Annotated in this window: 10 protein-coding genes; 5 read left to right on the forward strand and 5 right to left on the reverse strand. The window is 69.6% G+C overall.

Annotated features, from left to right (window positions below):
• Positions 1 to 9 precede the first annotated feature (9 nt).
• Entirely contained in the window at positions 10 to 1,527 is a 1,518-nt protein-coding gene (locus O1R50_RS16600) for a protein kinase family protein (RefSeq protein ID WP_270111234.1), read from the reverse strand.
• 136 nt (positions 1,528 to 1,663) lie between these two features.
• Positions 1,664 to 3,466, reverse strand: coding sequence for a murein biosynthesis integral membrane protein MurJ (gene murJ / locus O1R50_RS16605; protein WP_270111235.1), 1,803 nt, complete (start codon positions 3,464 to 3,466; stop codon positions 1,664 to 1,666).
• 30 nt (positions 3,467 to 3,496) lie between these two features.
• On the opposite strand from murJ, the gene O1R50_RS16610 reads away from it, so the two are divergent.
• On the forward strand, positions 3,497 to 4,921 hold the full coding sequence (locus O1R50_RS16610; RefSeq protein ID WP_270111236.1) for a CCA tRNA nucleotidyltransferase: 1,425 nt from the start codon (positions 3,497 to 3,499) through the stop codon (positions 4,919 to 4,921).
• Here O1R50_RS16610 and O1R50_RS16615 read toward each other — a convergent pair.
• Both O1R50_RS16615 and O1R50_RS16620 read right to left on the reverse strand, forming a co-directional pair.
• Complete coding sequence (locus O1R50_RS16615; RefSeq protein WP_270111237.1) at positions 4,812 to 6,344, reverse strand: glycosyltransferase family 87 protein; 1,533 nt, start codon at positions 6,342 to 6,344, stop codon at positions 4,812 to 4,814. The two genes, O1R50_RS16610 and O1R50_RS16615, sit on opposite strands and share 110 nt — an antisense overlap.
• A 64-nt stretch (positions 6,345 to 6,408) precedes the next feature.
• The gene (locus O1R50_RS16620) at positions 6,409 to 9,684 is read right to left on the reverse strand and encodes a transglycosylase domain-containing protein (RefSeq protein WP_270111238.1); all 3,276 of its coding nucleotides are present in this window, start codon (positions 9,682 to 9,684) and stop codon (positions 6,409 to 6,411) included.
• A 341-nt stretch (positions 9,685 to 10,025) separates the two neighbouring features.
• Between O1R50_RS16620 and O1R50_RS16625 the strand changes: the two genes are divergently transcribed.
• The 4 genes from O1R50_RS16625 (at position 10,026) to O1R50_RS16640 (ending at position 14,131) form a co-directional block, all read left to right on the forward strand.
• Positions 10,026 to 10,709 (forward strand): PadR family transcriptional regulator, encoded by a 684-nt coding sequence (locus O1R50_RS16625; protein WP_270111239.1) that lies wholly within the window; start codon positions 10,026 to 10,028, stop codon positions 10,707 to 10,709.
• Positions 10,702 to 11,772, forward strand: coding sequence for an inositol-3-phosphate synthase (locus tag O1R50_RS16630; RefSeq protein WP_270111240.1), 1,071 nt, complete (start codon positions 10,702 to 10,704; stop codon positions 11,770 to 11,772). The genes O1R50_RS16625 and O1R50_RS16630 overlap by 8 nt, the downstream gene beginning before the upstream one ends.
• Before the next feature lie 77 nt (positions 11,773 to 11,849).
• Positions 11,850 to 13,199 carry an MFS transporter gene (locus O1R50_RS16635; protein WP_270111241.1) on the forward strand — a complete coding sequence of 450 codons (1,350 nt, stop codon included), beginning with the start codon at positions 11,850 to 11,852 and terminating at the stop codon, positions 13,197 to 13,199.
• A complete protein-coding gene (locus O1R50_RS16640; protein ID WP_270111242.1) occupies positions 13,154 to 14,131 on the forward strand; it encodes a peptidylprolyl isomerase in 978 nt (325 codons plus the stop codon). Before O1R50_RS16635 ends, O1R50_RS16640 begins: the two co-directional genes overlap by 46 nt.
• A gap of 10 nt (positions 14,132 to 14,141) precedes the next feature.
• On the opposite strand, the gene O1R50_RS16645 is transcribed toward O1R50_RS16640, so the two are convergent.
• Positions 14,142 to 14,882, reverse strand: a complete 741-nt coding sequence (locus tag O1R50_RS16645; RefSeq protein WP_270111243.1) for a lysophospholipid acyltransferase family protein — start codon at positions 14,880 to 14,882, stop codon at positions 14,142 to 14,144.
• Positions 14,883 to 14,930: the final 48 nt, after the last annotated feature.

The following is a 14,930-nucleotide window of genomic DNA, read 5'->3' on the forward strand; positions in this document are numbered from 1 at the left end:
CGCGTCTCGCTACCGGGCGAAGACGTTGATATCGCTGATGGTGAGCTTGTAGCCGTCGGAGACCGTCGGCAGCTCGGTCACCCACACGACGATGTAGCGGACCGCCGCACCGTCGGACTTCAGCTCGATGTTGGTGTCCGCGTCCGGGACCTGGTCGGCCAGCACGGTGAACCCGTCCACGATCGCCTGGTCGCCCTCGCTGGAGTCCCCGGGGTCCTCGTCGCCGCCCAGCAGACCCACCGTGGCGCCGGCGCTGGTCATCTGGACCCGCACCGACGAGACCTCCCTGGCCTCGCCGAGGTCGATGAGGATGCCCATGCCCGGCTTCAGGTTCCCGAAGTTCGCGTCGCCGCGGTACGTGTTGGTGGTCCAGCCGGTGGAGGCGTTGTCGTCGATGACGTTCTCGACGCCCTCGCTCTGGTTGCGGTCCCCGGTCGGCGGGTCGACCACGCGGATCGAGTCGGCGGTGAGCGCCACCTCGGTCGGCGCGGTCGATTCGGTGGTCTCGCCGTCGCCGTCGCCTTCGGCGTCGGACGTGCCGGCCCCGGTGTCCTCGCCGGTGACCTGGTCCTCGGCTCCGGCGGGGTCGTCGCCGCCGCCGAAGACGACGGCGCTGGTGACCACGCCCGCGAAGATGACCGCGGCGACGATCGCGGCGACCACCGCGAGGCGCTTCATCCCGACGGGCGGCGCGTCGGCCGCGGTGCCGCCGCGGCGGCCCAGGCTGATCGCACCGAGCACGCTCGTGGGCGCTGCGATCGCGGCGGTCGGCTCGGCCCCGCCGGTCTCGGCGAGGCGGCGCAGGTCGACCGCGAGCTCGGCCGCGGAAGGCGGCGTCTGCGAATGGTCGAGCAGGTCGGCGGTGAGCTTGGCGAGGGCGGCGGGAAGGCCGGGGACGACCTTGTCCGCGTCGAGGACGCGGCCCCACTCGTCGGTGGCGGCGTCGGCGAGGCCGGTGTTCTCGGCGGGCACCACGCGCGGCCACGTGCTGGTCAGGCAGGCGTAGAGCGTCGCGCCGAGCGCGCGGACGTCCTCGACCTGGGTGTTGCCCGGCTCGTTGCGTGGCTCGGTGACCATGACCCGGTCGTCTTCGGAGAGGAGGATCGTGCCCGGGTGCAGGTCGGCGTGGGTGACGCCGCCTTCGTGGAGGGCGGCGACCGCGTCGGCGACAGAGGCGACCAGCTCGAGCGCGTGCGCGCTCTCGAGCCGCTGCCGCTCCAGCACGCCGCGCAGGGAGGAGCCGTTGACCCATTCGCGCACGACGTAGGCGAAGCGTCCTTCGTCGACCGCGTCGTACACGTCGACCATCGAGTCGACGTGCGCGCGGGAGGCGGCGACGGCGGCGGTCATGGTGGGGGCGGCGTCCTCGCCGCCGGGGGAGCGGAGCACGACCGCTACGGAGCGGTGCAGCAGGACGTCGACGCCCCGCCACAGCTGGCGGTAGCCGTTCGCGCCCCCGACGTGCTCTTCGAGGCGGTACCGCTCGGCGAGCAGGTCGCCCACGGACGGCACTTCGGCGGTGGTCATGATGCGGGGTCCTCCCCTCTCAACGCGACCCCGCGAGGGGGTCCCGGCCGGGGCCTTTGAGGGCCGGTTCGGTCATGGTGCGGTCCAAGTGGCTCTGCGGGATCCGGCCAGAGTGCACGTATGGATCGTACTTGCCTCATCGTCGCAGCTTTGCGCGCACCGTTGCCTGGAGCGACGCTGTTTCAGTGACGCGGAATACCAGGCAGGCCGCGAAGTACACGCCGAGCAGCACCAGACCCAGGACGATCGACGAGGCGAATTGCCCCAGTTTCGCCATGGCCCCGTCGACCGGGAGCTCGGGCCAGAGCACCCATCCCCCGTAGGCCGCCGCGCCCGCGATCACGGCCGCCGAGGTCGTCCTGATCAGGCCGTTCGCGGTCTTCTTCATGTCGAGCAGGCCGATCCGCTTGCGCAGCAAGCTCATCGAGAGCAGCAGGCTCACGAGGTAGGAGACGCCGTTGGAGGCGAACAGCCCCACCACGACCCACTGGGCCGGCAGGAACGCGAACGCGAGCAGGTACCCGCCGATGCGGAACGCGATCACCGGCAGGTTGAACATCGCCACAGTGCGCGTGTCCGTCTGCGCGTAGAACGCGTAGATCTGCAGCTGGCTGATCGAGAACGGCAGCAGCACGAGACCGGCCATGAGCAGCACCTGCCCGGTGGCGACGGCCTGCTCGGGCTCGTAGGCGCCCCACTGGAAGATCATCAGAGCGATCGGCTCGTGCAGCGCCACGAACGCCGCCGCGATCGGCACCAGCAGGAACGACGCCAGCCGGATGCCGGAAGAGAGGTGGTCGGCCAGTTCGGGCCAGCGCCGGTCGTCGGCGGCGCGGGTCATGCGCGGCATGAGCGCGGTGATGACGGAGACCGCGACGATGCCGTGCGCCATCATCATCATCAGATAGGCGTTGTTGTAGACCGTGACACCGGGGACGAACACGTCGCTGTCGGTGTCGGTGGCGAGGTTGGCGACCTTGATCACGGCCATGACCGCGATCTGGTTGGCGGCCACGAACAAGAGCGTCCAGGCGGCGAGGTGGCCGATGGTGCGCAGCGGGAGGCTGCGGAAGTCGAAGCGCAGCCGCCAGTGGAACCCGGCCCTGCGCAGGGCCGGGGCGAGGCACACCACTTGGATGACGACGCCCGCGGTGGTGCCCGCGCCGAGGAGCACGATCATGCCGTTCGTCACCTGGTCGGCGCTGTTGAAGATGTCGCCGTTGGCGTCGGGCACGGCGTCGCGCGTGAAGACCGTGTAGAAGACCGCGCCGACGGTGATGACGACGAGGTTGTTGATGATCGGCACCCACATGGGGGCGCCGAAGTGCTCGCGGGAGTTGAGGACGCCGGAGAGGATCGCGAAGAGCCCGTAGAGGAGCAGGGCCGGGAGCATGTAGTAGGAGAACTGGGTGACCAGGTCGCGCTGCGCCGGGTTCGCCATGAGCACGGAGATGAGCGGGGCGCACAGGGTGACGAGGATCGCGGCGGCGCCGAGGACGAGGGTGGCGAGGGTGAGGAGGCGCTGGGCGAAGGCGTCGCCGCCGTCGGGGTCGTTCTTGTGGGCCTTGACGAACAGCGGCATGATGATGCTCGCGAACACGCCGCCGAGGACGAGCTCGTAGATCATCTGCGGGAAGTACTGCGCGGTCGTGTACGAGTTGCCGAGGAGTCCGGCGCCGATGGCGGCGGAGATGACGACGGTGCGGCCGAAGCCGGTGACGCGGGAGACGAGGGAGCCCGCGCCCATGAGGAGGCTGGAGCGGACCACGTTCTTGCCCTGGGGCGGCGGCGTCGGGGGGACCGGGGCGCCGATGGGGGCGTAGCCGTTGCCGGTCTGGGGGTAGGAGGTCGGAGGGGTTCCGTAGGGGTTGCCCTGGGGGCCTCGGACGGGCCCAGACGGCGAGTGCCCGGAGCCCGGTCTCGCGCTAGGTTCGGCCATTCTCGCACTCTCCGCTAAGCTTGCCCGGCGATGTCTGACAACAGTAGCGGTAAGGAAATCACGGTCCCGCCCATAGCCGATGAACTGGGTCGGGTGTTCGCGGACGGCGGCTACGAGCTGCACCTGGTCGGCGGCCCGGTCCGGGACGCGGTCCTGCGCCGCACCGTGAGCGACCTCGATTTCACGACGGACGCGCGTCCGGAGTCGACGGAGGCGATCCTGCGGGCGCACTGTTCGACGGTGTGGACGACGGGTGCGGATTTCGGGACGATCGGGGGGCTGTTCCGGGGCGAGCAGGTCGAGGTGACCACGTTCCGGGCCGACGCGTACGACCGGGTGAGCCGCAATCCGATCGTCCAGTACGGGGACAACCTCGTCGACGACCTGGAGCGCCGCGACTTCACCGTGAACGCGATGGCGGTCTCGCTGCCGGGGCACGAGTTCGCGGACCCGTTCGGCGGTCTGGCGGACCTCGCGCGGCGGACGATCCGCACGCCGGCGTCGCCGGAGTCGTCGTTCGCCGACGACCCGCTGCGGATGCTGCGGGCGGCGCGGTTCGCGGCGCAGCTGGGGTTCGGCATCGACCCCGAGACGCTGGACGCGATGCGGCGCATGGCACCCGAGCTCGGCCGGATCACCGCCGAGCGGATCCGCGACGAGTTCACGAAGCTCATCATGGCGCCCGATCCGGTGGTGGGCCTGCGCATCCTGGTCGACACCGGCCTGGCGGAGCGGTTCCTGCCCGAGCTCCCGGCGCTGCGCATGGAGATCGACGAGCACGCCGAGCACAAGGACGTGTACGAGCATTCGCTGCAGGTGCTGCGCAACGCGATCGCGTTGGAGCAGGAGGGGCCGGACCTGCAGCTGCGGCTCGCGGCCCTGCTCCACGACATCGGCAAACCTGAGACGAAGGACGTGGTTGCCGGAGGCGGCGTCACGTTCCACCACCACGATGTGGCCGGGGCCCGCCTGGCGCGCAGGCGGATGCGCGAGCTCCGCTTCCCCAAGTCCGACGTGCAGGCCGTCTCGCTGCTCATCAGCCTCCACCTGCGCTTCTACGGCTACGGCGAGGCCGGCTGGACCGACTCGGCCGTGCGCCGCTACGTGACCGACGCGGGCGCGCAGCTCGAGCGGCTGCACCTGCTGGTGCGCTCGGACTGCACGACTCGCAACCGCCGCAAGGCCGAGCGCCTGCGCCGCGACTACGACGCGTTCGAGGACCGGATCGCGCGCATCCGCGCCGAGGAGGACCTCCGCGCGGTGCGCCCCGACCTCGACGGCAACGCGATCATGGAGCTGCTGGGCCTCCCGCCCGGCCCCGAGGTGGGCCGGGCGTGGGCGTTCCTCAAGGAGCTGCGGCTGGAGCGGGGCCCGATGCCCCGCGAGGAAGCGGAGTCGGAGCTGCGGGCTTGGGCCGCAAGGGAAGGCGTCGCACCGCGTCGAGACGCGGAATGAGGATCTCCTGCACCACGAGGGCGCACATCACGGCGACCATGATCCAGCGTGACGCGGCGGCTGTGAGGAACAGGAACTCGGGGATGCCCCGGCCCTCCTCCTCGGCGGAGACCTGCAGCATCTTGCCGTAGAACGAGAAGAAGTAGAACAGCTCGGCGGCCTGCCAGAGCAGGAACGCACCCCACTTCGGGCGGGCGAGGACGGCGAGCGGCAGGAGCCAAAGCACGTACTGCTGCGACCAGACCTTGCCGAAGAGCAAGAAAGCGGCCACGACGAGGAAGCACAGCTGCGCGAGGCGCGGCATGAGGTCGTCGGCGGTCGCGATGCCGCGCAGCCCGGGGACGCCGGACCGTCGGCCCGCGAAGCAGCCGAGCAGCGCGATCCCGATGCAGGACAAGGCGAACAGGACCAGGTAGAGGTCGTTGACGAACTCGGAGTCCCAGAGCCTCTCCCAACCGGTGACGCCGCGCAGGACGTACCACCCGGTGCCCCAGTCGACGGGGCGTTCGGAGTTGAGCTCGAAGAACCGCATCCACGAGTCGCGCCAGAAGTAGGCCACGGGCGCGTTGATCAAGGCCCACACGACGGCGGCGGCCGCGGTCGTCTGGAGCGCGGGCAGGAGTTTGCGCTGGCGGAGTGCGAGGACCAGGAGCGGGCCGATGAACAGGAGCGCGTAGAACTTCGCGGCCACGGCGAGGCCCAGGAACAGCCCGGCCATGATCGGGCGGCTGCGCTGCCAGTACAGGAAGAACGGCATCGACAGGGCGATGGCGAACAGGTCCCAGTTCACGGTGGCGGTGACGAGGACGACCGGCGCGGCGGCGAGCATCATCGCGTCCCACGGCCGCGAGGGCCGGGAGTGGACGAGCGCCGGGTCGGGGTTGGGGCCGGGGAGGTCGGTGCGGCGGTTGTCCTCGCGGATCTTGTGGAGGATCGCGATGGCGGCCGCGCCGCAGATGAAGAGCACGATCGCGTTGAGGTGGTAGAAGATCGGGCCGCCGTCGGTGCCGAAGACGTTGCCGGCGCGGAAGGCGATCTGCCCGAGGATCCCCATGAACCATCCGGTCAGTACCGGGTATTCGACCGGGTGGTCACGGTAGGGGACGGCGCCTTCGTTGAGCCGTTCGGCGCCCCAGAGCGCGCGGATGTCGGTGTAGCAGGCGTTCGTGTACTGGGACCAGTCGGTCCATCCGCCTGCCGCGCAGGGGTACTTCTGCAGCCAGTTGACCGCGAAGGCGATGAGTCCGGTGAGGAGGATGACTCGGACCGGGGTCCAGTAGCGGCGCCGCGGTGGATCGACGGCGTGGTCGCCGAGGGGTCCGCCGATGAGGCCGGAGGCGATGCGGGCGATGCGGTCGGTGAGGGTGGGAGCGACCGGGGGGCGCTCAGTCGAACGCGGCTGCTCAGTGAAAGACGGCGGCATGGGCCCTATTGTGGCCCATGCCGCCGTCCCGGCGCTATCGGCGGTTCGCCGCGTTAACCGCGGGTCAACCGTTGCCGTTGCCGTTGTCGCCTTCTTCCGGAGTGGTGGAAGCCCCCTCCTCCGGGGTGGTGGTCTCCTCGTCTTGGCAGTTCTGGAAGGGGAGGCAGGTTTCACCGGACTCGCTGTTCTCGTCGGTGGGATCGGTGGTCGTCGTCTCACCTTCGCCAGGCGTGGTCTCGCATTCCTGGTTGTTCCCGCCGCCGTTGTCGCCGTCCTCGCAGGCTTCCTCGTCCTCTTCTTCCTCCGGCGTACCGCAGGCGGTGTCCTCGGGGTTCGCGGCGCAGTACTCGCCCGCCGGGTTGATGCCGGCGTTCTCGATGTCCCAGGTCTGCGCGGAGCCGTTGAGCGCCTTGCCCTCCCAGTCGACCGGCTCCCAGGCTTCATCGCCGTCCTTGGCGTCGATGATGCGGTTCATCGCGTCCAGCCACACCGGATAGGCGGTGTTGCCGCCGAACACGCCGTCGAAGCTGCCGTCGGGACCGGCGATCGGGTCCGACTCCGAGGTGAGGTTGCCGACCCAGGAGGCGATCGCCAGCTGCTTGATCGCACCGACGTACCAGGCGTGGGCGTTCCAGCCGGATTCGTATTTGTTGCCGTCCTCGTCCTCGCCCGTGGCTTCCCAGGTACCGGTCTTGCCGAAGTAGTCGCGTTCGAGGTCCTCGCCGACCGTGCTCTCGCCCTTGATCTCCGAGCCGACCCACTGCAGGTCCTGGGCGGTCTTGGCGTCGATGGCCTGGCCCTCGTTGAGCTCCCGCTTCGGTTCGATCTTCTGGCCGTCGTTGTTGTAGACCGCCTCGACGTAGTGGGTTTCGTGGTAGTAGCCGTCGTTCGCGATGGTGGCGTACATGGCCGCCATGTCGCGGACGCTGGTCGGGTACTGGCCGAACGAGAGGTGGTAGTAGAACGGGTCGGTCTCGCCGTTCTGGCCGACCTCGCACGCGACCGGCTCCTCGGAGGTGCTCTCGATGAACTCGCCCTTGAGGTTGATCTCCGGGTTGCAGTTCTCGTCGACCTGGATGTCCGCCCAGTCGTTCCAGTTGCCCGAGGCGTTGACGACGGGGTTGCCCTCGGCGTCGACGGCCTTGCCGTGCAGCGAGTACATCGGCGTGTCGCCGCCGGTGATCGAGTAGTTGATCACGACGTCGTGGTATTCGCCGTTGTCGTCCGGGAGCGACCGGGTCTGGCTCATCTGGGTGAGCCCCATCTTGGCGGCGTACTGCAGGATCGAGTCGGCCCCGTACTCCTCGGCGATGGCGTACATCGGCGTGTTCTTGGAGTCGCGGACCGCGTCGGTGAGCTCGAGCTCGAGATCCGGGTCGGCCTGGCTGCCGTTGCGCAGCGTGCACTCCGGGTAGTCGCCGCCGCCGATGCACTCTTCGCTGTCGTCGAGCTTCAGCGACTCGAACTCCCGGGGCGAGCCGGCGTTGAACCACGACTCGATGGAGGTGCCGTTCTCGATGGCCGTCGCCGCGGTGATCATCTTCATGGTCGAGGACGGCGGGTGCGGGGACTCGGCGCCGGCCTTGTCGACGCCGAAGCCGTCGTCGCCGCCGTAGTAGCCGCGGACCGCGCCGGTCTCAGGATCGATGGCGACCATGGCCGACATCATGTACTCCTTGTATTCCTTCAGCGCGGCTTCATCGTTGGAGTTCTCGAACTGGGCGTAGCCGTCCTCGGTCAGTTCGGGCGCCGCCTGGTCGGCGGACTCGACGGGTTTGTCGTCGGCGTCGAGGTAGGTGCCGTCCTCGGCCTGCTTCAGCACGACGTCACCGCGTGAGCCGGTCGTCACGAGCGCGTCCTGGATCTGATTGTCGATGGTGAGCTCGACCTTGTAGCCGCCGTTCTCGCCGTCCTTGCCGCCCAGCTCGTCCTTGGTGATCCCGTAGCGCTCGTAGAGTTCGTCGAAGACGTACCCGTCCTGCTCGTTGATGAGGAAGCCGAGGGGGGTGTCGCCGCCCCACGAACCCGCCTTGAACTCGGGGGCGGGAGTCGGGTACTCGTAGCCGTCGCGCTTTTCCTGCGAGATCTGGCCGGTCTCCACGAGGGCGTCCATCGTGTAGCTCCAGCGGGCCTTGGAGGCCTCTTCGTCGAAGTACTCGGTGAAGTACGGGTCGTAGTAGCCGTTGGGGGACTTGACCTGCATGACGATGAAAGCGGCCTGGTCGTAGTCGAGTTCCTTGAGCGGGACGTTGAAGTAGTTCTTCGCCGCCGCCTCGATGCCGTACGCGCCGCGGCCGAAGTAAGCCGCGTTGAGGTAGGCGGTGATGATCTGCTTCTTGCTGTACTCGCTCTCCATCTTCATCGCCAGGGCCGCTTCGCGGGCCTTGCGGTCGTAGGAGATCTCGTCGCGCGCGTCGAGGTAGATGCCCGCGTACTGCTGGGTGATCGTCGAGGCGCCCTGCATGTCGCCGCCGGTGAGGTTGTTGACGAGCGCGCCCGCGGTGCGGACGTAGTCGACGCCGCCGTGCTCCCAGAACTTGCGGTCCTCCAGCGCCACCAGCGCGTCGGTGACCGTCACGGGGATGTCGCCCTCCTTGGCCTGCATGCGGAGGGTGTCGCCGTACGCGCCGACCTGGGTCTCACCGTCGACGAGATAGAAGGAGGAGGACTCGCCGTCGCGGGCGAGGCCGGTCAGCGTCGGCGTCGTCTGGAAGAAGTAGGCGCCCACGATGGTGATGGAGGCGACGCCGAGGATGCCGAGGGCGATCACCACGGCGAGCATCTTGCGGCCGAGGCGCTTGCGCTTCTTCTTGCCGCCTTCGAGGTCGCTCTTGCTCCCCGGGCCGGCGCGGCGGGTGCCGGTGACGCTGGCGCGGCCGGTGCGCTCGCCGGGACCCGCGGGGCTGACGGGCCGGACCGAGGCGGAACCGACCGATGCCGATCCCACTGAAGCGGAACCGACTGAAGCGGAGCCCACGGACGCGGAGCCGACGCTCGCGCGTCCCGTGCGGCCGGGGCCGCCGACCGAGGCGCTGCCGGTGGCGCCGCCGCCGACGGAGGCCGAACCGGTGGGGCGGCCGCCCACGGAAGCGGAGCCGCGCCCGGGCGGGACCGAGCCGCGGCCGACCGAGGCGCTGCCCGAGGCGGGCGTGCCGTACGGCTGCTGGCGCGGACGCGGGGCCTGGCCGTGGCCGCCCTGCTGCGAACCGCCCCAGCCGTAGTCGCCCTGGCGGTCCCCGGAACCGCCGCTGCCGTAGGCGCGGCCGTCCGGTCGTCCGCCTTGGCCCTGGGGCCTGCCGTCCTCGGGGGGCGGGGCGGGACGATAACCGTAGTCGCTCATGCTCAACCATCCACGTGCTGTGTAACCCAGCCATATTCCGGGTTCTGCCGGTCGGCCCGGTGCACCTGGCGCGCGGCGTCCCGAGGGGAACGCGCCCGGCGGACCGGCGGTCGCAAAGGTCTACTCCCGGCATGGGGTGGCCGGTCGTCTCGCAGTTTCGCACATCGAAATTGAGAGAACTCTGCTAGATCGCTTGGTGGGCCAGCCTATCGGATGACAAGCCCTCTGAACAGGGCGCGGACACGTGCCTTGACGTGATTTGCGCCTGCCGCTATGGTTAACGCTGATGTATCGGAGCGATACATCAACGCGTTAGATCGCCGTGTGAGAGGAGGGACGCGATGCTCGAGCTGGCCATCCTGGGACTCCTGCACGAGACCCCCATGCACGGCTACGAACTGCGCAAACGGCTGCTCGCCCTGCTCGGGGCGATCCGGGCCGCGTTCAGCTACGGCTCCCTCTACCCCACCCTCAAGCGCATGCGCATGCGCGGGCTCATCGCCGAAGAGGCCCCAGGAGAGGGTGCGCCAGAGACCCCGCTGCTCACCGGCCGCCGGGCCCGCAAGGTCTACCGGCTCACACCCGAAGGCAAGGAGCACTTCGCTCAGCTCATGGCCGAGGCCGGTCCCGAATCGGCCGACGAGGCGCTGTTCGGGGTCCACTTCGCGTTCTTCTCCCGCACCGACCCGGCCACGCGCCTGCGGATCCTCGAGGCCCGCCGCCGCCGCGTCGAGGAGCGCCGCGAGCGCATCCGCGAGGCCCTCGCCCGCACCGCCGAGCGGCTCGACGCCTACGGGCTCGAACTCCAGCGGCACGGGCTGGAGACCGCCGAGCGGGAGGTGCGGTGGCTCAACGAGCTCATCGCCTCCGAGGAGAGCCGCCGCCCCGAGCGGCACGACGACTTCGGCGAGCCCTTCGCCGAACCGGGACGGCCCCAGGCCGCCACGGAACAGGGAACACCCGATCCGGCTGCGAGCGCCGGAGACCCAAATAAACAAGGCAAAGGAGGCATGCGCGATGGGTAAGCTGCGCGTAGCCATTGTCGGCGTGGGCAACTGCGCCAATTCGCTGGTCCAAGGCGTCGAGTACTACCGCGACGCCAAGCCCGAGGACCGGGTGCCGGGCCTCATGCACGTCCAGTTCGGCGACTACCACGTGAACGACATCGAGTTCGTCGCCGCATTCGACGTCGACGCCAAGAAGGTCGGCCAGGACCTGGCAAGCGCGATCTTCGCGTCGGAGAACAACACCATCAAGTTCGCCGACGTGCCTCCGACCGGCGTCCCGGTGCTGCGGGGCCCGACCCACGACGGCTTGGGCGAGTACTACACCGAGATGGTCACCGAGTCCACCGACGAGCCGGTCGACGTCGTCGCCGCGCTCAAAGCGGCGAAGACGGACGTCGTGGTCTGCTACCTGCCCGTGGGCAGCGAGAAGGCCGCGAAGTTCTACGCGCAGGCCGCGATCGACGCGGGCGCCGCGTTCGTGAACGCCCTCCCCGTGTTCATCGCCTCCGACCCCGAATGGGCCCAGAAGTTCACCGACGCGGGCATCCCGATCGTCGGCGACGACATCAAGTCGCAGGTCGGCGCCACCATCGTGCACCGCGTGCTGGCGAAGCTGTTCGAAGACCGCGGCGTGCGCCTCGACCGCACGTACCAGCTGAACTTCGGCGGCAACATGGACTTCATGAACATGCTCGAGCGCAGCCGCCTCAAGAGCAAGAAGATCTCCAAGACCCAGGCCGTGACCTCGCAGATCCCGCACGAGATGCTCGGCGCCGACGTGCACATCGGCCCGTCGGACCACGTCCCGTGGCTGACCGACCGCAAGTGGGCGTACATCCGCCTGGAGGGCACCACCTTCGGCGACGTGCCCCTCAACGCGGAGCTCAAGCTCGAAGTGTGGGACTCGCCGAACTCCGCGGGCGTCATCATCGACGCCGTCCGCGCGGCGAAGATCGCCCTCGACCGCGGCCACGGCGGCCCGGTCGAATCGGCCTCCAGCTACTTCATGAAGTCGCCGGCCAAGCAGTTCTCCGACGAAGAAGCTCGCATCTCCGTCGAGAACTTCATCGCGGGCCTGTAAGCCCTACACACTCCCAAGGGGGACTCCGTATGCAAATCGGGGTCCCCCTTGGCATTCACCGGAGTTATCCTCGGACAATGCGCACCGACGGCCACGTTCGGAACCTCGCGAGCAACCGCCGATTCAGGCACCTGCTGGCGGTGCGGCTGACGTCCCAAGCGGCCGACGGCATGTTCCAGGCCTCCCTCGCGCTCTCCGTCTTCTTCAACCCCGCCCTCGGCGAAGCGAGCGACCCGTTCCGGTACGCCGCCGCCGTCGCGATCCTCCTCGGCCCGTACTCCCTGCTCGGACCCTACGTCGGCACCGTCCTCGACCGGTTCAGCCGCCGCAACCTCATCGGCGGCGCGAACCTCGCCCGGGCCGCGCTCATGATCGTCATCTGCCTGACCCTCCCCGGCGGCTTCAACTGGTCCTGGGTGCTGTGCGCCATGATCGTGCTCGCCGCCAACCGGTTCGTGCTCGCCGGACTCGGCGCCGCCCACCCCCAGGTCGTCCCCGCCAAAGACCTCGTCACCGCCAACTCCCTCGCCTCCACCCTCGGCGCGCTCGCCTACGGCCTCGGCCTGGCCACCACCGGCATCGCGAAACTCCTCGACTCCGGGGTGTCCTACTCGATGCTCGCGCTGGCCGCCGGGGTCGGGTACCTCGCCTCGGCGTGCATCGTGGGGGCCTCGTTCCGCCGCCCCGACCTCGGCCCGCCCGTGGACGAGGACGCGCCGACGGGCCTGTGGCGCGGTATCGCCCAGACCAGCTCGGGCATGTGGGAGGGGTTCAAGCACCTCGGCCGCCGCAGAGGACCCGCCCTCGCCATGGCCGTGCAGGGCCTGCACCGGTTCCTGTACGGGATCGTGTTCATCATCGCGATCGCCCTGTTCATGGGCTTCTTCTGGGACGTGGAGTCGGACCCGACCCGCACCACCACGATCTCGTGGCTGCTGGTCCTCGCCGTCCTCGGCAACGTCGGCGTCCTCGCGGCGGCGATCGCCACCCCGCGCGCGACCCGCGTCTGGGGGCCCAAGAACTGGATCGTCGTGCTCATGGCGCTGTGCGCGGTCGTCGCCGCCTCGCTCTCGGGCACGATGAAGCCGGTCATGTTCGCCGTCGCGGTCCTCCTGGTGAACGTCGCCTCCCAGGGCCTGAAGATCACTGTGGACACGAGCATCCAGCGCGGCGTCGAGGACGCCTACCGCGGGCGCGTCTTCAGCGTCAACGACACCGTCTACAACGTCGGCTATCTCGCCGGCCTCTTCGCGGCCGCGTTCGTCGTCCCCGAGAACGGCTACGCGCCCGGCACCCTCGTCGGCGTAGCGCTTTCCTACGGTCTGATCTGCGTCGGATACGCCTACCTCGCTCGAGACGAGGCACCGTACGATTCACAGACATGGACCCCCGCCGCGACCGAAGCGAGACCGAGCACGAACCCGTAGCGTCGAATCCCTACCGCGGTACGGCCCCGTGGCAGCGCGAGGGCACCGGCAGCTGGAAGCGCGGACTCGCCGGACTCGGCGCGGTCGTCCTCACCGCCGGCTCGATCGCCGCGGTCGCCTGGCTCGCCTTCCGCGACGGCGGCGGCGAGGCCGGGGAGACCGGCGAGGTCATCGCCGAGCAGTGCAGCGTCACCCAAGCCGACGACGCCGGGCAGGGCGCCGACCCGATGGAACCGGGCACCCCCGCCGAACGCTCCCTCGCCACCGTCCAGACCAACTACGGCGAGATCGTCGTGCTCCTCTGGGGCGACCTCGCCCCCTGCGGCGTCCAGGCCTTCACGCACCTCTCGCAGACCGCGTTCTACGCCTCGCACGAATGCGACCGGATCACCACGCAGACCGTCGCCCCGACCGCGATCCTCCGCTGCGGCAGCCCCGGCACCGATCCCGAGACCGAGGAGTCGCACGGACCGGGCTGGCGCTTCCAGGCCGAGACCGGCATGGCCGGCAACGACGTCTCCGACGTCCTCGCCCTCATCACCGACGAGCAGGGCCGGGCGGGCAGCTCCTTCGCGCTCATCCGCGGCGCGGCCGTCCCCACCCCCGGCGTCAGCGTCATCGGCGGCATCGTCGACGGCTACGAAGTGCTCGACCAGATCGCGGCCCTCACCGAGACCGTGGAATACGACGGCACGCCGCCCGTTCCCGTCGAGATCTGGGGCGTCACCATCAGCGACGTCGAAGGCCTCCCGACCGCTCCCGCGCCGACCGGCGAAACCCCCGGGCTCCCAACGGGAACCGCGACCCCGCCCCTCGGCGCGACCACCCCGCCCGGCGGCACCCCGAGCGGCACCCCCACGGGCACCGCGACACCAACAGGGTCCGCCACCGGCACCGCGACGCCCACCGGCACCGCCACCACCGGCGGCTGAGCCGCGGCCGTCAGTCCGAGGACTCGGCGCCCGAACCGTTCCGCTTGGCGTACTTGTCGACGTACTCCTGGCCCGTCAACCGGCGGATCGCGTCCATCACCTCGTCGGTGACGGCCCGGATCACCACCCGGTCGTTCTCCATGCCCTTGTACCGCGTGAAATCGAGCGGCTTGCCCACACGCACGCCCACCGGCGCCACCCGCGGCCGCGACTCGCCGATCGGCAGCACCTTCTCCGTCCCGATCAACCCCACCGGGATCACCGGCGCCCCCGACGTGAGCGCCAACCGCGCCACCCCCGGCTTGCCCCGGTACAGCCGCCCGTCAGGGGAGCGCGTGCCCTCAGGGAAGATCGCGAACACCCGGCCCTCCTCGAGCACCTCGAGCGACGGCTCCAGGGAAGCGGCGCTCTTGCGACCGCCCGAGCGGTCCACGGCCACCTGGCCCAGCGCCTTCACCGTCGACGAGATCAGCTTGCCCTTCAGGCCCGCACCCGTGAAGTACTCGATCTTCGCCATCGTCGCGATGTGCCGCTTGGTGGTCAGACCCAGGAAATAGTGGTCGGCCACGGAGAGGTGGTTGGACGCCAGGATGACCGGACCGTCCTCCGGGATGTTCTCTTTCCCGTCGATCCAAGGCCTGTAGATGAGCTTGATGGTCGGCGCGGCCGTCCATTGCAACGTCTTGTACAGCACCGTGTTCAGCTCTCCAGTGGTCTCACCCCGACCGCGGGAAACGTCGGGGCCGCGCAAATTAACGGCTCGCGGGCTTCGCCGTGGCTACCAATTATGGCTCGCGGA

Origin of the sequence: Glycomyces luteolus, from assembly GCF_027622875.1 — a bacterium.
Taxonomy (GTDB): Bacteria; Actinomycetota; Actinomycetes; order Mycobacteriales; family Micromonosporaceae; genus Glycomyces; species Glycomyces luteolus.

Bases quoted from the DNA above. Each gene is read 5' to 3' on its own strand.
- O1R50_RS16600 (WP_270111234.1), bottom strand. From the start codon at position 1,527: ATGACCACCGCCGAAGTGCCGTCCGTGGGCGACCTGCTCGCCGAGCGG.
- murJ (WP_270111235.1), bottom strand. From the start codon at position 3,466: ATGGCCGAACCTAGCGCGAGACCGGGCTCCGGGCACTCGCCGTCTGGG.
- O1R50_RS16610 (WP_270111236.1), top strand. From the start codon at position 3,497: ATGTCTGACAACAGTAGCGGTAAGGAAATCACGGTCCCGCCCATAGCC.
- O1R50_RS16615 (WP_270111237.1), bottom strand. From the start codon at position 6,344: ATGCCGCCGTCTTTCACTGAGCAGCCGCGTTCGACTGAGCGCCCCCCG.
- O1R50_RS16620 (WP_270111238.1), bottom strand. From the start codon at position 9,684: ATGAGCGACTACGGTTATCGTCCCGCCCCGCCCCCCGAGGACGGCAGG.
- O1R50_RS16625 (WP_270111239.1), top strand. From the start codon at position 10,026: ATGCTCGAGCTGGCCATCCTGGGACTCCTGCACGAGACCCCCATGCAC.
- O1R50_RS16630 (WP_270111240.1), top strand. From the start codon at position 10,702: ATGGGTAAGCTGCGCGTAGCCATTGTCGGCGTGGGCAACTGCGCCAAT.
- O1R50_RS16635 (WP_270111241.1), top strand. From the start codon at position 11,850: ATGCGCACCGACGGCCACGTTCGGAACCTCGCGAGCAACCGCCGATTC.
- O1R50_RS16640 (WP_270111242.1), top strand. From the start codon at position 13,154: ATGGACCCCCGCCGCGACCGAAGCGAGACCGAGCACGAACCCGTAGCG.